General features: G+C 72.3%; 16 protein-coding genes. 8 read left to right on the forward strand and 8 right to left on the reverse strand.

Annotation, left to right across the window (positions count from 1 at the left end):
- Nucleotides 1-207 precede the first annotated feature (207 nt).
- The 3 genes from J3486_RS10875 (at nt 208) to J3486_RS10885 (ending at nt 4,212) form a co-directional block, all read left to right on the forward strand.
- Complete coding sequence (locus J3486_RS10875) at nt 208-1,149, forward strand: 5'-3' exonuclease (protein ID WP_207820000.1); 942 nt, start codon at nt 208-210, stop codon at nt 1,147-1,149.
- A gap of 59 nt (nt 1,150-1,208) precedes the next feature.
- Nucleotides 1,209-2,057: a siderophore-interacting protein gene (locus J3486_RS10880; protein WP_207820001.1), complete on the forward strand. Its 849-nt coding sequence runs from the start codon at nt 1,209-1,211 to the stop codon at nt 2,055-2,057.
- 583 nt (nt 2,058-2,640) lie between these two features.
- The gene (locus J3486_RS10885; RefSeq protein ID WP_207820002.1) at nt 2,641-4,212 is read left to right on the forward strand and encodes an amino acid permease; all 1,572 of its coding nucleotides are present in this window, start codon (nt 2,641-2,643) and stop codon (nt 4,210-4,212) included.
- Nucleotides 4,213-4,229: 17 nt separating this feature from the next.
- Here J3486_RS10885 and J3486_RS10890 read toward each other — a convergent pair whose 3' ends face one another.
- Entirely contained in the window at nt 4,230-4,832 is a 603-nt protein-coding gene (locus J3486_RS10890; RefSeq protein WP_207820003.1) for a GNAT family N-acetyltransferase, read from the reverse strand.
- Nucleotides 4,833-4,884: 52 nt separating this feature from the next.
- Here J3486_RS10890 and J3486_RS10895 point away from each other — a divergent pair, with 52 nt between their 5' ends.
- Nucleotides 4,885-5,853 carry an RluA family pseudouridine synthase gene (locus tag J3486_RS10895; RefSeq protein ID WP_207820004.1) on the forward strand — a complete coding sequence of 323 codons (969 nt, stop codon included), beginning with the start codon at nt 4,885-4,887 and terminating at the stop codon, nt 5,851-5,853.
- Here J3486_RS10895 and J3486_RS10900 read toward each other — a convergent pair.
- The 6 genes from J3486_RS10900 to J3486_RS10925 all read right to left on the reverse strand — a co-directional run bounded on the left by J3486_RS10900 (nt 5,847) and on the right by J3486_RS10925 (nt 11,455).
- Nucleotides 5,847-7,370, reverse strand: coding sequence for a cytochrome P450 (locus tag J3486_RS10900; RefSeq protein WP_207820005.1), 1,524 nt, complete (start codon nt 7,368-7,370; stop codon nt 5,847-5,849). The genes J3486_RS10895 and J3486_RS10900 overlap by 7 nt on opposite strands.
- A gap of 53 nt (nt 7,371-7,423) precedes the next feature.
- Nucleotides 7,424-8,074 (reverse strand): ATP/GTP-binding protein, encoded by a 651-nt coding sequence (locus J3486_RS10905; RefSeq protein ID WP_229377825.1) that lies wholly within the window; start codon nt 8,072-8,074, stop codon nt 7,424-7,426.
- On the reverse strand, nt 8,055-8,450 hold the full coding sequence (locus tag J3486_RS10910; RefSeq protein WP_207820006.1) for a DUF742 domain-containing protein: 396 nt from the start codon (nt 8,448-8,450) through the stop codon (nt 8,055-8,057). The genes J3486_RS10905 and J3486_RS10910 overlap by 20 nt, the downstream gene beginning before the upstream one ends.
- Nucleotides 8,447-8,854 (reverse strand): roadblock/LC7 domain-containing protein, encoded by a 408-nt coding sequence (locus tag J3486_RS10915; protein WP_207820007.1) that lies wholly within the window; start codon nt 8,852-8,854, stop codon nt 8,447-8,449. The genes J3486_RS10910 and J3486_RS10915 overlap by 4 nt, the downstream gene beginning before the upstream one ends.
- Nucleotides 8,851-10,467, reverse strand: a complete 1,617-nt coding sequence (locus J3486_RS10920) for a sensor histidine kinase KdpD (RefSeq protein ID WP_229377826.1) — start codon at nt 10,465-10,467, stop codon at nt 8,851-8,853. Before J3486_RS10920 ends, J3486_RS10915 begins: the two co-directional genes overlap by 4 nt.
- A gap of 361 nt (nt 10,468-10,828) precedes the next feature.
- The gene (locus J3486_RS10925; RefSeq protein WP_207820009.1) at nt 10,829-11,455 is read right to left on the reverse strand and encodes a TetR/AcrR family transcriptional regulator; all 627 of its coding nucleotides are present in this window, start codon (nt 11,453-11,455) and stop codon (nt 10,829-10,831) included.
- 164 nt (nt 11,456-11,619) lie between these two features.
- Here J3486_RS10925 and J3486_RS10930 point away from each other — a divergent pair, with 164 nt between their 5' ends.
- Genes J3486_RS10930 through J3486_RS10945 form a run of 4 tightly spaced genes read left to right on the forward strand, consistent with a single transcriptional unit; the run spans nt 11,620 to nt 18,293 of the window.
- The gene (locus J3486_RS10930) at nt 11,620-12,447 is read left to right on the forward strand and encodes an urea amidolyase associated protein UAAP1 (RefSeq protein WP_207820010.1); all 828 of its coding nucleotides are present in this window, start codon (nt 11,620-11,622) and stop codon (nt 12,445-12,447) included.
- Nucleotides 12,444-13,073: an urea amidolyase associated protein UAAP2 gene (locus tag J3486_RS10935; protein WP_207820011.1), complete on the forward strand. Its 630-nt coding sequence runs from the start codon at nt 12,444-12,446 to the stop codon at nt 13,071-13,073. Before J3486_RS10930 ends, J3486_RS10935 begins: the two co-directional genes overlap by 4 nt.
- Nucleotides 13,070-16,579 carry a 5-oxoprolinase/urea amidolyase family protein gene (locus J3486_RS10940; protein ID WP_207820012.1) on the forward strand — a complete coding sequence of 1,170 codons (3,510 nt, stop codon included), beginning with the start codon at nt 13,070-13,072 and terminating at the stop codon, nt 16,577-16,579. The genes J3486_RS10935 and J3486_RS10940 overlap by 4 nt, the downstream gene beginning before the upstream one ends.
- Before the next feature lie 58 nt (nt 16,580-16,637).
- On the forward strand, nt 16,638-18,293 hold the full coding sequence (locus J3486_RS10945) for an allophanate hydrolase (protein WP_207820013.1): 1,656 nt from the start codon (nt 16,638-16,640) through the stop codon (nt 18,291-18,293).
- Nucleotides 18,294-18,458: 165 nt separating this feature from the next.
- Here the strand turns inward: J3486_RS10945 and J3486_RS10950 are convergent, their stop codons facing one another.
- On the reverse strand, nt 18,459-21,266 hold the full coding sequence (locus J3486_RS10950) for an RNA helicase (protein WP_207820014.1): 2,808 nt from the start codon (nt 21,264-21,266) through the stop codon (nt 18,459-18,461).
- Between the last annotated feature and the right edge of the window lie 13 nt (nt 21,267-21,279).

The raw sequence follows: 21,279 nt of genomic DNA on the forward strand, positions 1-21,279 counted from the left end.
TCGGGTCGAAACAGGACGGCCCGCCTCCCCCGCCGGCGGGCCGTGGAGCGGTGCGGGGTCCGCCCGCCAGACCGGTCTCTCCTCAACCGTTCACTAGTTGAAAGTGGGACCGGGTCCGCTCCGGGTCGGCGCCTGCCCGGCCTTATGCGAATCAAACACAGGAGTGGTCCAGGTCACAGAGGGTGACTGTCAGTGGTGTGCGGCATCATGCGGAAGGTGACCCAAGAACCCCAGCGCCTGATGCTGCTCGACACCGCGTCCCTGTACTTCCGCGCCTACTTCGGGGTGCCGGACTCCGTGAAGGCCCCGGACGGCACGCCGGTCAACGCGGTACGGGGGCTGCTCGAATTCATCACCCGCCTCGTCCACGACCACCACCCCACCCATCTGGTGGCGTGCATGGACGCGGACTGGCGCCCGCAGTGGCGCGTGGACCTGATCCCCTCGTACAAGGCTCACCGGGTCGCCGAGGAGACGGCGGCCGGGACGCCGGACGAGGAGGAGATCCCCGACACCCTCTCGCCGCAGGTCCCGGTCATCGAGGCGGTGCTCGACGCGGTGGGCATCGCGCGCGTGGGCGTCGCGGAGTACGAGGCGGACGACGTGATCGGCACGTTCACCGGGCGGGCGACGGGACCGGTGGACATCGTCACCGGCGACCGCGACCTGTTCCAGCTCGTCGACGACAAGCTGGAGCGGCGCGTGCTCTACCCGATCAAGGGCGTCGGCACGCTGCAGATCACGGACGAGGACCTGCTGCGCGAGAAGTACGGGGTGGACGGCTCCGGCTACGCGGACATGGCGCTGCTGCGCGGCGACCCCAGCGACGGCCTGCCGGGCGTGCCCGGCATCGGCGAGAAGACGGCCGCGAAGCTGCTCGCGCAGTTCGGGGACCTGGCCGGGATCATGGCCGCCGTCGACGACCCGACGTCCAAGCTGACGCCGACCCAGCGCAAGCGGCTCGACGAGTCGCGCCCGTACCTGGCGGTGGCGCCGAAGGTGGTGCGGGTCGCGCACGACGTCCCGCTGCCGGACGTGGACGCCGCGCTGCCCCGTACGCCGCACGACCCGGCGGCGGTCGAGGAGTTGGGGGCCCGCTGGGGCTTGGGAGGTTCTTTGCACCGCCTCCTCGGCACACTCTCGGAATGAGGTGTTAGCTTAGGTATACCTAAGTAATTGTGATCAGCAGTGGATCGAGGAGGCCGTACATGGCTGAGCGTCCCGGCGCACGCCCGCCCCGCAAGGCACGTTCCGCGCAGGTCGTGCGCACGGAGCGGCTGACGCCCCATATGCAGCGGGTGGTGCTCGGCGGGGACGGCCTCGCGGACTTCCCTGCCGAACTGGAGTACACCGACCACTACGTGAAGCTCCTGTTCGCACCCGCCGGGGTCACGTACGAGGAGCCCTTCGACTTGGGCCGCATCCGCGAGGAACTGCCGCGCGAGCAGTGGCCCGTGACGCGTACGTACACCGTGCGCGCCTGGGACCCGGCCGCGCGCGAGCTGACCCTCGACTTCGTGATCCACGGGGACGAGGGCCTCGCGGGCCCGTGGTCGGCGGCCGTGCGGCCCGGTGAGACGGTCCGTTTCATGGGGCCGGGCGGCGCCTACCGCCCCGACCTCACCGCCGACTGGCAGCTGTTCGCCGGTGACGAGAGCGCCCTGCCCGCCATCGCGGCCGCCCTGGAGACCCTGCCGGAAGGCACGAAGGCGCACGCCTTCATCGAGGTCGAGGGCCCCGAGGAGGAGCAGAAGGTCGACACCCCGGTCGGGATCACGTGGCTGCACCGGGCGGGCCGCCCCGTCGGGCAGGCGCTGATCGCGGCCGTGACCGGGCTCGACTTCCCCGAGGGCCGGCCGCATGCCTTCGTGCACGGCGAGGCCGGCTTCGTGAAGGAGCTGCGCCGTCATCTGCGGGTCGACCGCGCGATCCCGCGCGAGGACCTGTCGATCTCCGGGTACTGGCGGCTCGGGCACAACGAGGACGGCTGGCAGGCCTCGAAGCGCGACTGGAACGCGCAGGTGGAGGCCGAGCAGGAGGCTCCGGCGAGCGCCTGACGACACGGCGGCACCTGTGCGGGGCGCCTTTCGGGGCGCCCCGCACGTGCGTCGCCGCACACCGTCGCGGCCACACGCTCTTCCGGTACGAGCGCGGCGCGCGGATCGACGGCCACACGGCCACGACCGCCAGAGCTGGCAGTCCCCCGCCGCGCGTCAGCACGTCCGACCGGTCCGGGTGCGGCGACATCGCCGAACGCCCGGCCACCATCGCCCAGTTGAGCGGATCGAAGTCGGCGATGTGCCGCATCCAGCCGGGCATAGAGGTTGCCGAAGAGGAACAGCCGGACCACCGGCTGGATCAGGGTGATCAGCAGATACGCGGGCCGGCGCACGAACACCATGAGCTGACGCTGCGTCATGTACCAGGTCCGGGTGAGGGTCGCCCTGCTCATCGGGCACCTCCCCCCACCGGCACGGGCTGTTCCTCGGCCGTTTCCCCCCGGCCGTCCGAGTGAGGAGTTGGGCGCCGTCGTGACACGACCGCGTCACGCCGACGAAACGGGGCGCCCCTAATTTCTGTCGCCCGACAGGAATTCCGGCAGGAATGACGGCCCCCTCCAGGCAGGCAGGTGCTGCGCCCGTGACCACGACCGCCCCGCCCGACCAGATCCCGCCCGACCGCACCGCGCCCGGCGGCACCTCCCCCGACGACACCTCCCTCAGCCAGTTCGGCTACCGGCAGGAGCTGCACCGCAGCCTCGGCCGGTACGCGTCGTTCGCCGCGGGCTTCTCCTTCATCTCGGTCCTGACGACCGTCTTCCAGTTCTTCGCCGTGGGGTACGCGTTCGGCGGCCCGGTCTTCTTCTGGACCTGGCCCGCCGTGCTCGTCGGGCAGTTGCTCGTCGCCGCGTGCTTCGCCGAACTCGCCGCCCGCTACCCGATCTCGGGCGCGATCTACCAGTGGTCGTCGCGCCTGTCGACACCGTCGTTCGGCTGGTTCGCCGGCTGGATCATGGTGACCGGTCAGATCGTGGTGGTCGCGGCCGCGGCGCTCGCCCTGCAGATGGTGCTGCCGCCGCTGTGGTCCGGCTTCCAGTTCATGGGCGGCGACGCCACACCCACCTCGCCCACCGGCGCGGCCAACGCGGCGGTCCTCGGGGTGGTGCTGCTGGCCCTGACGACACTGGTGAACGTCGTCGACAACCGCGTGATGTCGTGGATCAACCGGGTCGGCGTCACGGCCGAGATCGCCGGCGCGCTGCTCATCGTGGTGCTGCTCCTCACCCACTCCGAGCGCTCGCCCGGCATCACCTTCCACACGGGCGCGGCCGGGCAGTCCGGGCTGCTCGCCGCCGTGCTGACGGGGTCGCTCACGGCCGCGTACGTCCTCATCGGCTTCGACAGCGCGGGCGAGATGAGCGAGGAGACCCGCCATCCGCGCCGCACCGCGCCCCGTACGATCCTCACCGCGCTCGGCGCCGCGGGCCTCATCGGCGGGCTGCTCGTGCTCGGCGGCATCCTCGCCGCGCCGAGCCTGACCGACGGCCGGCTCGCCACCGAAGGGCTGAGCTACGTCCTGACCAGCAGCCTCGGCGACGGGGTCGGCCGGGTGCTGCTCGCCGACGTGGCGGTGGCCATCGCGGTGGCGACCCTCGCCATCCAGACGGCGGCCTGCCGGATGCTCTTCTCGATGGCCCGCGACGGCGTGCTGCCCGGTTCCCGCGCACTGTCCCGGGTCAGCCCGCGCACCGGCATGCCGACCGGCCCGGCCCTGGTCGTCGGCGGCCTCGCGGCGGCGCTGCTCCTGCTGAACTTCGCCTCGCCGGACGCGTTCCTGGCCATCGGCACGACCTGCATCGTGATGCTGTACCTGGCCTACGCGATGGTGACCGGGCCGATGCTGGTGCGCCGGCTGCGCGGCCAGTACCGGGGCGCCACCACCGACGGCACCGACGAGTCGGGCCGCCCGCTCTTCTCGCTGGGACGCTGGGGCCTGCCCGTGAACGTCCTCGCCCTGCTCTACGGCCTGTTCATGACCGTCAACCTGGCGTGGCCGCGCGCCGCGGTGTACGACCCCGCGGGCGGCACCTGGTACCTCCAGTGGTTCACGGTGCTGTTCGTGCTGCTCACCGTGGCGGCCGGAGCCGCGTTCCGATGGCACCGGCGGTCCCGTGCCGGCGCCCGCCCGGAGCCGGCCGGCTCACCCGCCTGAGACCCGGGGCGGACCCGTCAGGCGCCCGCCCCGGGAGCGGGATCGCTGCGCACCCGGGCGTGCCGGTGCATGTCGTGCCAGCCGTCCCGGTGCAGCAGCGCGCTCCGTGCGGTGCCCTCCGCCGCGAAGCCGCACTTGAGCGCCACCCGGCACGAACTGCCGTTGCTCACCGCGTGGTTGAGCTCGATGCGATGGAAGCCGATCTCGTCGAAGGCCCACCGGGTCAGCGCCTCGACCGCACGGGGCGCGACCCCTCGTCCACGGGCCGCGGGCAGCGTCCAGTAGGCCACCTGCGTGAGGCCGCCGGCGAGCAGCGTCTCGCGCAGGGAGATCCGGCCGAGCACGTCGTCCGTCGCGGCGTCCGCCACGGCCCAGTGGGCGTCGACCTCTCCCGCCCAGGCGGCACGCCAGCCGCGGATCAGCTCCCGGGCCTCGTCCGGCGACGCGGTCCTGCGCGAGTGCCACTGCTGGATCGTCGGGTCGCGGAACGCGGTGTGCACGGCGGGGGCGTCCGGCTCGGCCCAGGGCCGCAGGGTCAGTCCCGCCCCCGCGGGCAGTGTCGGCTGCGGGCGCCCGGACAGCGTTCCCGCGGGCAGCACCGGCGTGACCAAGGAAGGCATGGCCTCATCCTGCCAGGGCCGCGGCGCCCGCACCCCCGTACTCTGTGCCCTGATGACACGCCGAAAGCCCCGCACCCCACCCGCCCCGCTCCCCCAGCGCGACGGCGTCGACCCGGTGCGGGTGCGACTGCCGCTCGACGGTGCCGGGCGGTGGGACAGCGTCCGTGACCACCTGGTGGAGCGGCTCGCCGCCGGGGACGGGGTGATCGACGCGATGATCGCCGAGGGCCGGATCGTGCGGGCGGACGGCAGCGCGGTCACCGCCACCACCCCGTACGAGCCTGGCGGCCATGTCTGGTTCCACCGCGAGCTCGCGCCCGAGATCCCGGTGCCGTTCCCCCTCGACGTCGTCCACCGCGACGAGCACATCGTGGTCGTCGACAAGCCGCACTTCCTGGCGACGACACCGCGCGGCAGCCATGTCCGCGAGACCGCGCTCGCCCGGCTGCGCCGGGACCTGGGGATCCCGGAGCTCGGACCCGCGCACCGGCTCGACCGGCTGACGGCGGGGCTCGTCCTGTTCGTCGTACGGCCGCAGGAGCGCGGCCGCTACCAGACGCTGTTCCGGGACCGGCTGGTGACCAAGGAGTACGAGGCGGTCGCCGCGTACGATCCGCGGGTGCCGCTGCCCGTGACCCTGCGCAGCCGGATCGAGAAGGAGCGCGGGGTGCTCACCGCCCAGGAGGTCCCCGGCGGCGAGCCGAACGCCGAGAGCGAGGTCCGGCTCACCGGCCACAAGGACGGGTTGGGGCTCTACCGGCTGGCTCCGCACACCGGGCGCACGCACCAGTTGCGCGTCCACATGAACAGCCTCGGCCTGCCGATCCTCGGCGACCCGCTGTATCCGGTGGTCACCGGCCCCGTGGCGCCCGACGACTTCCGCCGGCCGCTGCAACTCCTCGCGCGCTCACTGGAGTTCAGGGACCCGGTGACCGGGCGCGAGCACCGGTTCGTCAGCGCTCGCGCCCTGGAGGCGTGGGCCTCGTACGAGACCTGGGCCCACGCCGGCGCCGGTCAGTAACCGCGCCACCACCGCAGGAACCGCTGCCAGGCGCCGGGCCCGCGCTGCGGTTCCGGCGGCGCGGGGGCCGCAGGCGCGGGGGCGGGCGCGGGCGCCGCGGCGGGCGCGGGCGCGGCGGCCTGCGGGGCCGACGACGAGACCTCCCAGTCGGGGGCGCGCGGCGGGGTGATGCTGGGTTTGCCGGTGACCTCCTGCTGGGCCCGCGGCGTGAACTCCACCGGCAGCGCGACCAGGTGCCGCGACAGGATCGACGAGCGCCACGTCAACTGGCCCTCGTCCACGGAGAGTTCGGCGTCGGGCAGCCTCATCAGGAAGGCGTCGACGCCGATCTCGGCGATGGCGCGGCCGATGTCCTGCCCCGGGCACTCGTGCGGCCCCCCGCTGAACGCGAGGTGGGAGCGGTTGCCCATCATGTGGGCGCCCGGCTCGGGGCGCACCACCGGGCAGACGTTGCCCGGCTGGATGCCCAGGATCAGGCCGTCGCCCGCGCGGATGTGCTGCCCGCCCAGCTCGGTGTCGACCTTGGCGAAGTAGCCGATCATGGCGCTGAACGGCGGCTCGTCCCACAGGGACTGCTCGACCGCCTCGGGCACCGTCATCTGCCCGCCGTTGAGCTGGGCCCGGAAGCGCGGGTCGGTGAGGACGACGCGCAGCACGTTCGCGATGAGGTTGGCCGTCGACTCGTACGCGGCGAGGAGCACGAGCCGCAGGTGGTGCGCGACCTCCTCGTCGGTCAGCGCGGCCGGGTCGGTGATCAGGCCGCTGGTGAAGTCGTCCTCGATCGGGTGGGCCCGGCGCCGGGCCGTGACGTCGAACAGGACGCCCATGATGTATTCGTTGCTGGCGATCGCGGTCTCGGTGCCCTTGAGCATGTCGCGGGCCGCCTGCACGATCCGCTCGCTGTACGCATCGGGCGCGCCGATGATCTCCAGCATCACCATCATCGGCAGATGCTCGGCGAACTCGCTGACGACGTCGCAGGTGCCGCGCTCGCAGAAGCGGTTGATGATCTCCTGGGTGGCCTTGTTGATGGCGCGGCGCAGGCTGCGCGCCTCGATGGTCTCCATGGCCGTGGTGACGGCGCCGCGCAGCCGGGCGTGCTCGGCGCCCTCGACGAAGGACGCCATGGGCTGCCAGTTGATGACCGGGGCGAGCGGGTGGGTGGGCTTGAACGTGCCGTCCTTCATCGGCGTCCAGTTGCGGGCGTCCCGGGTGAAGTGGGACGTGCTGCGGACCATCTGGAGGTTCTCGGCGTGCCCGAGCACCGCCCACACGGGGACGTCCTCGTGGATCAGCGCCGGGGCGACCGGGCCGTGCTCGGCGCGCAGCTTCTCGTACAGGCCCGGGATGTCGGCGTCGGCCTCGGGACCGTAGAGCCGGCGCAGTCCGCCGGCACCGAGGGCGTGCGCGGGACAGCCGGGCGGCGGGACGTCGCCGTAGGTGCCGGGTTCGTCGTACCCGGCGGGTGACTGGGAGGGGCCAGAGGGACTGGCGGGGCTGGAGGGAGGGGGCGTCACGGGATCGCTCCGGTCGATTGGTGAACGTGGCGGTGTCGGGCGGGAGTTCGGGCTCAGGCGTGGTGCAGCGCCATCTCGTGCAGATAGCGCATGAGAGTCAGCAGCACGTCCCGGCTGGAGGCCCGGCGGCGGGCGTCGCACTCGATGATCGGTACGTGCGCGTCCAGGTCGAGGGCGCTGCGCAGTTCGTCGCTGGGGTAGCGCGGCCCGTCGGGGAAGGCGTTGTTGGCGATCACGAACGGCACGCCGCGCTCCTCCAGGCGGCCGATCACGTCGAAGCTGACCTCCAGGCGGCGGGTGTCGATCAGTACGACGGCCCCGAGCGCGCCCTCGAACAGGCCGTTCCACAGGAACCAGAACCGCTCCTGGCCCGGCGTCCCGAACAGGTACAGCACGAGTTCGTCGGTGATGCGGATGCGGCCGAAGTCCATGGCGACGGTGGTGGCCGTCTTGGTCTCCGAGCCGTAGTTGTCGTCGACGCCGATGCCCGCCTGCGTCATGGTCTCTTCGGTGGTGAGCGGGCGGATCTCGCTGACCGAGCCGACCATCGTGGTCTTGCCGACCCCGAACCCGCCGACGATGACGATCTTGACGGCCGAGGAGACCGTCTCGGGCATCCGGTCCTCGGCCCGCGGTCCGGGGATGTGCACGCCGCCGAGGGCGACCTCGGTGGCGGCCGCGTTCTCAGAGCTTCTGTAGTCCATGCATCACCGCTTCGAGGAGGGAACGGTCCGCGGTCGCGTTCCGGATGACCGGTGCGCGCGACTGGACCTGTTCGGCCGCGAGGAGTTCGCCGAGCAGCACGGTGACCACGCTGAACGGCAGATTGAGGTAGGCCGAGATCTCGGCCGTGGACAGGGGCGTCCGGCACATCCGTAAGACGGCCGCCTGCTCCGGCGACGACGACGGTTTCGGTTCGGTGCGCGCCACGATCAGGGTGACCAGGTCGAGCGGGGCGCGCTCGGTGCCGTCGGTGCCGCCGGTGATGACGTAGAGCCGCTCGGGATCCTTGGGGTCCTTGGCGCGCCGCTCACGCTGCGGTGGCGGTTCTCGGAACGGGGGCTGGGGTGGTGGAGTCATACGGTCTGCCCGTTGCGCCGCGGAGGACTGGTCAGATGGGCGCCGATCCGGATGACCAGATCACGCATCTGATGGCTGATCATTCCGGCGTCGACGTACTGGTCGGCGAGGACGGCGAGGTACGCGCCCTTGCCCGCGGCCATCAGATAGAAGAAGCCGCCGTCGACCTCGATGATGACCATGTTCATCTTGCCGCTGGACTGGGGGATCTCGGTGGCCACGGCCGAGGCGAGCGACTGGAGTCCGGCGCAGGCGGCGGCGATGCGGTCGGCGGCGTCGGGGTCGCCGCCGTACCGGGCGATGCGCAGTCCGTCGGCGGAGAGGACCACCACCTGGTGGATGTTCGCCACACTCTCGGCGAGTTCCTTGAGCATCCAGTCGAAGTTGGCGCGTTGCTGGATCACTGACGGTCTCCCTCGTCGACCTGCTGGTTGTACGCGTCGTCGTGCGGCTTCTCCGTGCCGTCACCGGATTCCGGGTCCGGCTTCAGCCCGTTCATGAACGCCTCCACCCACAGGCCGGGTTCGGGCTGCGCGGGCTTGTCGTGCTCCGGCTCCACGGCCGGGGTGGGGACGGTGGCCGGCGCCTGGGCCTCGGGCGGCGGCACGGAGAGGTCCGGGTTGCGCGGCGTCACGATGATCTGGTCCTCGATGATCTTCGTGTCGTACTTCCTGCGGCGCTGCGGGAGTCCGTTGGCCCGCCATTCGGTGACCACCGGAACGTCGTCCTCCATCGCGACGAGCGGAGCGGAGGGGCGCGGGCCCGTGGTGGGACGGCGCGTCTTCTTCAGCCGCGGCTCTTCCTGGATCGGTACGCCGTTGTGGTCGACGCGGGGCACCGCGGTGGCGCCGATGCCGTGGGCCAGGCCGGGCGCGGGCGCGGTGCTCATCATGTCGCGCGGCACGATGAGGACGGCGCGCACGCCGCCGTACGCGGACTGGCGCAGCGAGATCTGCATGTCGTACATGGAGCAGAGCCGGCCGACGATGGACAGGCCGAGGCGCGGGTTCTCGCCGAGGTCGTTGAGGTCGATGCCGGCCTTGGCGCGGTCCAGCATCCGCTCGACCCTGGCGCGCTGCTCCTCGCTGAGGCTGACGCCGGCGTCCTCGATCTCGATGGCGACACCGGTCTGCACCTCGAACGCGGTGACGTGCACCTTGGTCGACGGCGGCGAGTACCGGGTGGCGTTGTCGAGGATCTCCGCGCAGGCGTGGATGACCGGTTCGACGGAGACGCCCTTGATGGCGACGTCGCAGATGGCCTGCAGTTCGATGCGCGGGTACTCCAGGATGCGCGACATGGCGCCGCGCAGCACGCTGTAGAGCTTGACCGGCTGAGGCCACTGGCGGCCCGGCCGGGCGCCGCCGAGGACGGTGACGGAGTCGGCGAGGCGGCCGATCAGCGCGGTGCCGTGGTCGATGCGCAGGAGGTCGTCGAAGACCTCGGGGTTGCGGCCGTGGTCCTCCTCCATCTCGCGGAGTTCCTGGGCCTGCTTGTGCACGATGGCCTGGACGCGGCGGGCGACGGAGACGAACGCGCGCTGCGCCGCGTCGTTCGCGGCCTCCTCGCGGTCGATCTCCTTGAGGCAGGCGAAGAGCAGTTCGCGCTCGCCCTGGGTGACGTCACGGAAGGCGGGCTCGGAATCGCAGACGCCCGTGACGGCGTCGCGGGGGTTGCTGCCGGTGCGCAGCCGGTACAGGGCGTGCGGCAGCACCTCCTTGGCGACCCGCATCGTGCGGTGCTCCTGGGCGGTGATACGGGTTTCCAACTCCGCCACGTGCTGGGCGTATTGGGCGCGCTGTCCCTTGACGATGCGGCCGCGCCGGACGGCCTCCGCCGCGACGGCCACCACGAGGAGCGTGCCGAGGGCGCCGCACAGGGCGACGGAGAGGCGGGCGGGCGCCGTCACCAGGGCGACGGCGGCGCCGGTGGCGGCGGCCATGACCATGGCGGGCAGCAACAGCACGCGTGTGTAGGGGACTTCTCGGCCACCGGGAGGCGATTGAACACTCACCATGTATGCCCTCTGAACGGTCGTGTCGGGGAAGTTTGCGACGGTTCGTCATGCTTTCGTGCCTGGATCGTTCCCTGGGTCATTTCCCTGGATCAATGCGAACCATCGGCGCACAGGGGAACAAGCGGCCGAATTCATCTCAACCCGGCGCGCTGCGGGCGAGCTTAGTCCCGTCGGATCATCGCCGGGTCATATTCAGCAAGGGCCTGAAATCGCCCCGCCGACAGGAATACACTCCGCCCATTTGCACGCTCAGCGCCCGTTCGCACACATGGAGTGAGGGCGTCCGCGCATCCGAACTCCCGCCCGGGCACCGGGTGACCGGCCCTGACCAGGCCCTGGTCAGAGTGGGTCGAGGGACGAATCAGACGCCGGCGATACGCAGCGCCGCGTCGGCGGTGGCCGCCGCGAAGACCGCCACGGACCGGTCCGGATCGGATCGGCGGACGAGGATGACACCTTCGATCAGTCCGAACAACAGGTCGGTCCGCAGTCCGAGTTCACCCTTGACGAGGGTGGATCCGACGGCGGTGTCGGCCAGCAACTGGCGGTACGCGTCCTTCAGTTCGTCGCGCACGGCATGAAATCCGGCGAAGCGCTCGGTCCGCACCTCGGGCAGCAGATAGAGCCCGCCGAGGTTGTACGGACCGCCGCACAGCAGCTCGACGTCGGAGCGGCACAGCTGCCAGAGCCGTTCCTCGGCGGACCTGCCGGTGTCGGCGAGCAGGGTGCGGGCCAGGGTGAGCGAGGGCGTGACGGTGGACTCCAGGAGCGCGGCGAGCAGCTCCTCCTTGCCGGAGACGTAGTGGTACATGGTCGCCTGCCGCATCCCGGCCCGCTCGGCGACGGCGCGCGTGGTGGTCGCCGCGTACCCCTTGGTCGTGAACAACTCGGCCGCGGCCGACAGGAGTTCGGCCCGCGGCGCGAGTCCGCTGTCCGGCCGCTGAGCGGCGCGCGGCCGGCCGACGCGGCGTGCTCCCGAAGTGCTCATGCGGCCGATCGTCGCACATCCGCACATCCATGCGGTGCGGTGAGCGTTCGGTAACCGGTCCGCAATGGCCGGGCAATCCGGCAGAAGCGGTGGCTGCCTAATTTCTGTCGGGCGACAGAAACACCGCGTACGTCCATCAGCACGCCGAGCCGGAAGGTCCCGCCATGGCGACAGCGACCACCTACGGAGCCCGCGACCACGCCCGCGCCCAGGAGGGCACCCGCACCGACGCGATGCCGGTCGTCCCGGCGGCCGACTGGCCCGAACCCCCGTGCGAGGCCGGGCACTTGGTGTGGGCGGAGACGGTCGCGGGCGGCAACTACACGCACCGCGTCCTGGCCCGCGGCACGGAACTGCGCCTCACCGACCCGACCGGCGACGCCTGCGCGCACGTCCTCCTGTTCGTCGACGGCCGCCCGTGGGAGCGGCTGAACGTCGCCGACACGGTGAAGGTGCAGTGGAACGCCTATCTGAGCGAGGGACAGCTCCTCCTGTCCGACCAGGGCCGGGTCCTCGCCTCGGTGGTGGCCGACACGACGGGCGGCCGGCACGACGCGCTGTGCGGCACCTCCACGCTCGTACGGAACGCCGAGCGCTACGGCGCGGGCGCGCCCGAGTCCCCGTCCCCGGCCGGACGTGAGCTGTTCAAGCTGGCCGCCGCGAAGAACGGCCTCACCCCGCGCGATCTGCCGCCGTCGCTCTCCTTCTTCCAGGGCGTGGAGATCCGGGAGGACGGCGCCGTCGCCTTCACCGGCTCCGCGGGCCCCGGCGGCAGCGTGACGCTCCGCGCCGAGCAGGACGTGACGGTCCTGATCGCCAACGTGCCGCATCCGTCGGACCCGCGCGCGACGTACGCGTGCGGCCCGTTGGAGGTCCTCGCCTGGCCGGCCGCGCCCACCGCCCCGGGCGATCCGCTGTGGGACACCACCCCGGAGGGCCGCCGCGCCTTCCTCAACACCGCCGACTTCCTCGCCTCCAGGGGGATCAAGTGACCGCCGCCTCCACCACCTCCGCCGCCTCCGTCTCCCACACGGTCGCCGCCCGCTCCGCCTGGTCGGCCCGGATCGGGCGCGGCGAGACCCTCACCATCACCGACCTGCGCGGCAACCAGGCCGTCGACTTCCTCGTGTACGACGCCGCGGACACGTCCGTGCGCTACAGCGCGCCCGACACGATCCACGCGCAGGGGAACATCTTCCTGACGACCGGCAGCGTGCTGCTCAGCAACGAGCACACCCCGCTGATGACGGTCGTCTCCGACGACGTGGGCCGCCACGACACGGTGGGCGGCGCCTGCTCCAAGGAGTCCAACACCCTGCGCTACGGCCACCACACCTGGTCGCAGCACGCATGCGTCGACAACTTCCTTGCCGAGGGGTCCCGTTGGGGTCTCGGCAAGCGCGATCTGGTGTCGAACATCAACTGGTACATGAACGTGCCGGTCGAGAAGGACGGCACCCTCGGCATCGTGGACGGCCTGTCCGCGCCGGGCCTGAGCCTCACCCTGCGCGCGGAGCGGGACGTGCTCGTCCTCGTCTCCAACTGCCCGCAGATCAACAACCCGTGCAACGGCTTCGAGCCGACGCCGGTCGAGATGACGATCGGGGCGCGGGCATGACGTTCGGCACGCTGCTCGTCGCGAACCGGGGCGAGATCGCCGCCCGCATCCTGCGCACCGCACGGGAGTTGGGCCTGCGCACGGTCGCGGTGTACTCCGACGCGGACCGCGACGCCCCGCACGTCCGCCTCGCCGACGAGGCGGTGCGGCTCGGTCCGGCGCCCGCCAAGGAGTCGTACCTGGACGCCGACCTGGTGCTGAAGGCGGCGAAGGACACCGGCGCCGGGGCGATCCACCCCGGCTACGGCTTCCTCTCCGAGGACGCGGCCTTCGCGCGCCGCTGCGAGGACGCGGGCATCGTCTTCGTCGGCCCGGCCCCCGACCAGCTGGACCTGTTCGGCGCGAAGCACACGGCTCGGGCCGCGGCCGAGGCGGCGGGGGTGCCGCTGGCCCCCGGCACCGGCCTGCTCGCGGACGTCGACGAGGCGCTCGCGGCGGCCGCGGACATCGGCTACCCGGTGATGCTCAAGGCGACCGGCGGCGGAGGCGGCATCGGCATGTCGGCCTGCCGCACCCCCGAGGAGCTGCGCGACGCGTGGGAGCGGGTGCAGCGGGTGGCCGCGGCGTCGTTCACGTCGGCCGGCGTGTTCCTGGAGCGCCTGGTCGAGCACGCCCGCCATGTGGAGGTGCAGGTCTTCGGCGACGGCGCGGGCCGGGTCGTCACCTTCGGCGACCGCGACTGCTCGCTCCAGCGCCGCAACCAGAAGGTGGTGGAGGAGGCCCCGGCCCCGAATCTGCCCGACCACGTGCGCACCCGGCTGGCCGACTCCGCACGGGACCTGTGCGCGAGCGTGGGCTACCGCTCGGCGGGCACGGTCGAGTTCGTCTACGACGCGGCGCGCGAGGAGGTGTACTTCCTGGAGGTCAACACCCGCCTCCAGGTGGAGCACCCGGTCACCGAGGAGATCTACGGGGTCGACCTCGTCGCCTGGATGCTGCGCCTGGCGCGGGGCGAGAGCGATGTCGTACGGGATCCGGGTCCGGCGCGCGGCCACGCGGTCGAGGCCCGCCTGTACGCGGAGGACCCCAGCCGTGAACACCGGCCCAGCGCGGGCCTGTTGACCCGGGTGGAGTTCCCGGCGGACGTCCGCGTCGACGGCTGGGTGGAGACGGGCACGGAGGTGACGACGGCGTACGACCCGATGCTGGCGAAGGTCATCGCGTCCGGCGCCGACCGTGCCGAGGCCCTCGCCGCCCTCGCCCGCGCGCTGGACGCCACCCGGGTGGACGGCATCGAGACGAACCTGGGCCTGGTCCGCGCGGCGCTCACCCAGCCCGACTTCGCGGCGGCGACCCACTCCACGGCATCGCTCGTGCAGGTCACCGACCCGACGCCGCGCATCGAGGTGCTGTCCGGCGGCACGCTCACCACGGTGCAGGACTGGCCGGGCCGGATCGGGCACTGGCAGGTCGGGGTGCCGCCGTGCGGCCCGATGGACGACCGCTCGTTCCGCCTCGGCAACCGGGCGCTCGGCAACGACGAGGGCGTGCCCGGTCTCGAATGCACGCTCCAGGGGCCGGAGTTGAGGTTCACGCACGCCACGACGGTGTGCGTGACGGGAGCGCCCGCGGCGGTCTCGGTGGACGGCGCGCCGGTCCCCCAGTGGGAGCCGGTCACGGTCCCGCCGGGCGGCACCCTCACGGTCGGCGCGCCGACGGAACAGGGCCTGCGCACGTACGTCCTGTTCGCGGGCGGCGGCCTCGACGTCCCCGCGTTCCTGGGCAGCGCGGCCACCTTCACGCTCGGCGGCTTCGGCGGCCACGGCGGGCGGGCGCTGCGCACGGGCGACGTCCTGCACGGCGGCGCGACCGCGCCCGGCGCGCCGGTCCCGCCCGCCGACCGCCCGCCCTTCACCAGCGCCTGGACGATCGGCGCCCTCGAAGGCCCGCACGCGGCACCGGAGTTCTTCACCGAGGAGGACATCCACGACTTCTACGCGGCCGACTGGAAGGTCCACTTCAACTCGGCCCGCACCGGCGTCCGCCTGGTCGGCCCCAAGCCGCGCTGGGCACGCACGGACGGCGGCGAGGCGGGCCTGCACCCCTCCAACATCCACGACACCCCGTACTCGGTGGGCGCCGTCGACTACACGGGAGACATGCCCGTGCTGCTCGGCCCGGACGGCCCGTCCCTGGGCGGCTTCGTCTGCCCGGCGACGGTCCGCACGGCCGAACGCTGGAAGCTGGGCCAGCTGCGCCCCGGCGACACGGTCCGCTTCGCCCCGATCACGACGACCGGCGCGCCCCGCGCCGACATCGTCGACGGCGGCGTCCTGGCCCGGGACGGCGACATCACGTACCGCCGCAGCGGCGACGACAACCTGCTCGTCGAGTTCGGCCCGATGCAGCTCGACCTGGCGCTGCGCATGCGGGTGCACGCCCTGATGGAGGCGGTGGCGCAGGCCGGCCTGCCGGGCGTACGGGACCTGACCCCGGGCATCCGCTCCCTCCAGATCCAGACGGACCCGGCGACGACACCCCAGTCCGAACTCCTGGCCCTGGTCCGGGTGTTGGCGACCACGCTCCCGCCGACCCACGAACTCACCGTGCCGTCCCGCACCGTCCACCTCCCCCTCTCCTGGGACGACCCGGCGACGCGCGAGGCGATCGAGCGGTACATGGCCGGGGTGCGCGACGACGCCCCGTGGTGCCCCTGGAACATCGAGTTCATCCGCCGCGTCAACGGCCTCGACTCGGTCGACGAGGTGTACGCGACGGTCTTCGACGCGGAGTACCTGGTCCTGGGCCTCGGCGACGTGTACCTGGGCGCCCCGGTGGCGACCCCGCTCGACCCGCGCCACCGCCTGGTCACGACGAAGTACAACCCGGCACGGACCTGGACCGCCGAGAACTCGGTCGGCATCGGCGGCGCGTATCTGTGCGTCTACGGGATGGAGGGCCCCGGCGGCTACCAGTTCGTGGGCCGTACGACGCAGGTGTGGTCGGGCTGGCAGCAGCGCGGCGCGTTCGAGCCCGGTGCCCCGTGGCTGCTGCGCTTCTTCGACCGGATCAAGTGGTACCCGGTCTCCCCCGAGGAACTCCTCGACCTGCGGGCGGACATCAAGTCGGGCCGCTTCGTGCCCCGCATCGAGGACGGCACGTTCTCCCTCGCCGACCACGAGGCGTTCTTGGCCCGCGAGGCGGAGTCGATCGCGGTGTTCCGGGAGCGCCAGAGCGCGGCGTTCACGGCGGAGCGGGACGCGTGGGAGGCGGCGGGCGAGTTCGAGCGCGCCGATGCGGCGGCGCAACCGGCACCACCGGCCGACGACCTGACGCTCCCGGAGGGCGCGGTCCTGATCGAGGCCGAATTCGCCGCTTCGGTCTGGCAGTTGAACGTGTCGGAAGGTGACACGGTCGAACCGGGTCAGCAACTCGTGGCGCTGGAGGCGATGAAGATGGAGTCACCGGTCCATGCGGCGACGGCCGGCCGCGTCCACCAGGTCCTCACCAAGGTGGGGGCCCAGGTGGAGCCGGGCACGCCCTTGCTGGTCGTCGCCCCTCGATGACGCCCGTTGCGTGTGCCCACCCTCTCCCTCTTCCTCTCCCCTCCCCCAGGAGCCCGCGATGCCATCGACCGTCACCAGAGTCCGCACCGCGTACGCCCGTATCGCCGAGACCGACCGCCCCGAGATCTGGATCGACCTGCGCCCCCAGGCGGACGCCGAGGCGGAGGCGGCCGCCCTGGACGCCCGGGTCGCGGCGGGCGAACACCTGCCGCTCGCCGGACACCTGCTGGCGGTGAAGGGCAACATCGACGTCGCGGGCCTGCCCACGACAGCGGGCTGCCCCGCCTACGCGTACACGCCGACCGCCGACGCCCCCGCGGTGGCCCGCCTGCGAGCGGCCGGCGCCCTCGTCCTCGGCACCACGAACCTCGACCAGTTCGCCACCGGCCTGGTCGGCACCCGCTCCCCGTACGGCGCGGTCCGCAACGCCCACGACCCGGCCCGCGTCAGCGGCGGTTCGAGCGCGGGATCGGCCGTCGCCGTGGCGCTCGGCATCGCCGACCTGGCACTCGGCACGGACACGGCGGGCTCCGGCCGCGTCCCCGCCGCCCTGAACGGCATCGTCGGCCTCAAGCCGACCTACGGCGTCGTCCCCACCGAGGGCGTGGTCCCGGCCTGCGCCTCCCTGGACTGCGTGACCGTCTTCGCCCGTACGCTCCCGGAGGCGGAACGCGCCCTGTCCTTCATGTCGGACCCGGCACCGGCGGCGCCGGCGCGCACCCCCGGCCCGTGGCGGGTGGCGATCCCGCACGCACACCACCTCGAGGACCTGCCCCCGGGCTGGGCGGCGGCGTTCGAGGAGGCGACGCGGGAACTGCGCCGGTCCGGGGCGGAGCTGCACCGGATCGACATCGCGCCGTTCGTCGACGCGGCGGCGATGCTCTACGAGGGCGCCTTCGTGGCGGAGCGCTACACGGCAGTGGGCTCTTTCATCGACAAAGCGACCGAGACGGACCCGGCCACCCTCGACCCGACCGTGGCGGGCATCATCAGGGGCGCCCGCGACATCCCGGCGCACGCCCTCTTCGCGGACCAGGCCCGCCTGGCACACCTGCGGACCACGGCCCTGGCCCGCCTCGCCGAGGTGGACGCGGACGCCCTGCTCCTGCCCACGACGACGGCCCACCCGACCCTCGCCGAGGTCGCGGCGGACCCGCTCGGCATCAATGCCCGCCTGGGCCGCTTCACCAACTCCACGAACCTGTTCGGCCTGTGCGCGGCGGCGGTCCCGGCCGGCACGGTGAACGGCCTCCCGTTCGGCGTGATGCTCATCGGCGCGGCCCACACGGACACCCGCCTCCCGCGCATCGCGCAGGCCCTGACCGACCCACCGACGCGCATCGCGGTCTTCGGCGCCCATCTGACGGGCATGCCGTTGAACGGTGAGCTCCTGGCCCTGGGCGCGGAGTTGGACCGCACGACGACAACGGCGGCGGTCTACCGCCTCCACGCCCTGGACACGGTCCCGCCGAAGCCGGGCCTGGTCCACGTGGGCGCGGAGTCCGGGGCCGAGATCGACACGGAGGTCTGGCGCATCCCGGCGGCCGGCCTGGGCCACCTCCTGACGGCGCTCCCCCGCCCCATGACACTCGGCCGCGTCACCCTGAAGGACGGCACGGAACTCCCGGGCTTCCTGTGCGAACCGGAGGCCCTGACGAAAGCGAAGGACATCACGCCTTACGCATCCTGGCGCCGCTACATGGAAGCCCCGTAAGGGGCGCGGGGAACGGCGCGAGCAACACACCACGCACCGATACCCGACAACGAGACGCGTAGAGGGGGTCTGGGGGCACAGCTTCCCCAGGGATCGGGACGGGAACGGGCGGCGGGGGTGACTCCACAAGCCGCCCGCCCCCACCCACCGAAACCCGCCCGCCCCTCACCCCACGGACGAGTAGGCCACAACCCCGCGCAGCACGGCGTCCACGGCCTTCCGCGCGTTGCGCGCCACCGTGGACCCCTCGGTGGGAGCCGCCGCGGCGATCTGCCCCAGCACATCGATCACCTGCTTGCACCACCGCACGAAGTCCCCGGCCGGCATCTCCGCCTCGCGCAGCACTTCGTCGAGCCCCTTCCCGGAGGCCCACTCGTACACGGCCCAGGCGAACCCGAGATCGGGCTCGCGCTGCCCGACCCCCTCGGCCTGATTGATCCGGAACTCCTCTTCAAGGGCGTCGAGCCGGCCCCAGATCCGCACCATCTCACCGAGCGCGGCCTTGGCCTTCCCGGACGGCACCTTGGGCGCGAGCGCATCGTCGCCGACCCGCGCCTCGAACACCAACGCCGAGACGCACGCCGCGAGTTCAGCCGGTTCCAGGCCCTCCCAGACCCCGTCCCGCAGGCACTCACTGGCGAGCAGGTCGAGCTCGCCGTACAACCGGGCGAGCCGCTTCCCGTGCTCGGTGACCTCGTCGCCGCGCAGATAGTCCATCTCGGTCAGCAGCTTCACGATGCGGTCGAAGGTCCGCGCGATCGTGTTCGTCCGCCCCTCGATGCGGCGCTCCAGCTGCGCGGTGTCCCGCCGCAGCCGGTGGTAGCGCTCGGCCCACCGCGCGTGGTCCTCCCGCTCGTCGCAGCCGTGGCAGGGGTGGGCCCGCAACTCGGCGCGCAGCCGTGCGATCTCGCGGTCGTCGGCGGCCGGTGCCCGGCCCTTCTTGTGCCGGTCGGGCACGATGTGCCCGGCCTTGGTCCGCAGGGCCGACGCGAGGTCCCGCCGCGACTGCGGCGAGCGCGGATTGAACGACTTGGGGATCCGCATCCGCTCCAGCGCCTCGACCGGCACCGGGAAGTCGATCGAGGCGAGCCGCTTGACCTGCCGCTCGGCGGTCAGTACCAGCGGCCGGGGGCCGTCGTGGTGCTCGAACCCCCGGTGCCCGTTGGACCGGCCCGCGGGCAGCCCGGGGTCGAGCACGAGCGCGAGGCCCGCGAACTTGCCGGTCGGCACGTGGATGACGTCGCCGGGCTTGAGCTTCTCCAGCGCGGCCGCCGCCTGCGCCCTGCGCTGCGCGACGCCCTGCTTGGCGAGCTCGGTCTCGCGGTCCTTGAGCTCGCGCCGCAGCCGCGCGTACTCCTCGAAGTCCCCGAGGTGGCAGGTCATGGACTCCTTGTAGCCCTCAAGACCCTCCTCGTTCTTCTGGACCTGCCGCGAGATCCCGACGACCGAGCGGTCGGCCTGGAACTGCGCGAAGGAGGTCTCCAGGAGTTCGCGCGAGCGGTGCCGCCCGAACTGCTCCACGAGATTGACCGCCATGTTGTACGACGGCTTGAAGCTGGACCGCAGCGGATACGTCCGCGTACCGGCGAGCCCGGCCAGGTGCTCGGGGCTGAAGCCGCGCTGCCACAGCACCACGGCATGGCCCTCGACGTCGATGCCGCGCCGCCCGGCACGCCCCGTCAGCTGGGTGTACTCGCCCGGGGTGATGTCGGCGTGCTGCTCGCCGTTCCACTTGACGAGCTTCTCCAACACCACGGACCGCGCGGGCATGTTGATCCCGAGAGCCAGTGTCTCCGTGGCGAAGACGGCCTTCACCAGGCCGCGCACGAACAGCTCCTCCACGACCTCCTTGAAGGTCGGCAGCATGCCCGCGTGGTGGGCGGCGATGCCCCGCTCCAGGCCCTCCAGCCACTCGTAGTACCCGAGGACGTGCAGGTCCTCGTCCGGGATCGAGGCGGTGCGCGCCTCGACGATCTCCCTGACCCTGGCCCGCGCCTCCTCGTCGTTCAGCCGCAGGCCCGCGTACAGGCACTGCTGCACGGCGGCCTCGCAGGCCGCGCGGCTGAAGATGAACGTGATGGCGGGCAGCAGCCCCTCGGAGTCGAGCCGCTCGATGACCTCGGGGCGGCCCGGCGTCCAGATCCGGGACCGCTGTCTGCGCTCCCGCTCCCGGTCGGCCTCCCGCATGTTCCGCCCGCGCCGCCGGTCCTGGTAGGAGGGGCGGCTGGCCTCCATGCGCGCCATGCGTGTGAGGTCGGGGTTGACGGCCTTCTTGCTGCCCTCCCCCTCCTCGAAGAGGTCGTACATCCGGCGCCCGGCGAGCACGTGCTGGAACAGCGGCACGGGCCGGTGCTCGGAGACGATCACCTCGGTGTCGCCCCGGACGGTGTCCAGCCAGTCGCCGAACTCCTCCGCGTTCGACACCGTCGCCGACAGGGAGACCAGCGTCACGGACTCCTGGAGGTGGATGATCACCTCTTCCCAGACGGCGCCCCGGAACCGGTCGGAGAGGTAGTGCACCTCGTCCATGACCACGTATCCGAGGTTGATCAGCGCCTGCGAGCCCGCGTACAGCATGTTGCGCAGCACCTCGGTGGTCATGACGACCACCGGCGCATCGCTGTTCACACTGTTGTCGCCGGTCAGCAGGCCGACCTTGTCGGAGCCGTACCGCTTCGAGAGGTCCTGGTACTTCTGGTTCGACAGCGCCTTGATGGGTGTCGTGTAGAAACACTTCTTGCCCTGCTGGAGGGCGAGGTGGACGGCGAACTCGCCGACGATCGTCTTGCCGGAGCCGGTGGGTGCGGCCACCAGGACGCCCTTGCCTGCCTCCAGCGCCTTGCACGCCTCGATCTGGAAGGGGTCGAGGCCGAAGTCGTACATCTCGCGGAAGGACGCGAGCGCGGTGGCCTGCTCGGCGGCCCGCTTACGGGATGCCGCATACCGCTCGGCCGGTGAGAGGTCCTCTGTCATCGTGCTTTCGAGC

It is taken from the genome of Streptomyces sp. VRA16 Mangrove soil (assembly GCF_017377775.1).
GTDB lineage: Bacteria > Actinomycetota > Actinomycetes > Streptomycetales > Streptomycetaceae > Streptomyces.

Bases quoted from the DNA above. Each gene is read 5' to 3' on its own strand.
- J3486_RS10875 (WP_207820000.1), top strand. From the start codon at position 208: ATGCGGAAGGTGACCCAAGAACCCCAGCGCCTGATGCTGCTCGACACC.
- J3486_RS10880 (WP_207820001.1), top strand. From the start codon at position 1,209: ATGGCTGAGCGTCCCGGCGCACGCCCGCCCCGCAAGGCACGTTCCGCG.
- J3486_RS10890 (WP_207820003.1), bottom strand. From the start codon at position 4,832: ATGCCTTCCTTGGTCACGCCGGTGCTGCCCGCGGGAACGCTGTCCGGG.
- J3486_RS10895 (WP_207820004.1), top strand. From the start codon at position 4,885: ATGACACGCCGAAAGCCCCGCACCCCACCCGCCCCGCTCCCCCAGCGC.
- J3486_RS10905 (WP_229377825.1), bottom strand. From the start codon at position 8,074: ATGGACTACAGAAGCTCTGAGAACGCGGCCGCCACCGAGGTCGCCCTC.
- J3486_RS10910 (WP_207820006.1), bottom strand. From the start codon at position 8,450: ATGACTCCACCACCCCAGCCCCCGTTCCGAGAACCGCCACCGCAGCGT.
- J3486_RS10920 (WP_229377826.1), bottom strand. From the start codon at position 10,467: ATGGTGAGTGTTCAATCGCCTCCCGGTGGCCGAGAAGTCCCCTACACA.
- J3486_RS10925 (WP_207820009.1), bottom strand. From the start codon at position 11,455: ATGAGCACTTCGGGAGCACGCCGCGTCGGCCGGCCGCGCGCCGCTCAG.
- J3486_RS10930 (WP_207820010.1), top strand. From the start codon at position 11,620: ATGGCGACAGCGACCACCTACGGAGCCCGCGACCACGCCCGCGCCCAG.
- J3486_RS10940 (WP_207820012.1), top strand. From the start codon at position 13,070: ATGACGTTCGGCACGCTGCTCGTCGCGAACCGGGGCGAGATCGCCGCC.
- J3486_RS10945 (WP_207820013.1), top strand. From the start codon at position 16,638: ATGCCATCGACCGTCACCAGAGTCCGCACCGCGTACGCCCGTATCGCC.
- J3486_RS10950 (WP_207820014.1), bottom strand. From the start codon at position 21,266: ATGACAGAGGACCTCTCACCGGCCGAGCGGTATGCGGCATCCCGTAAG.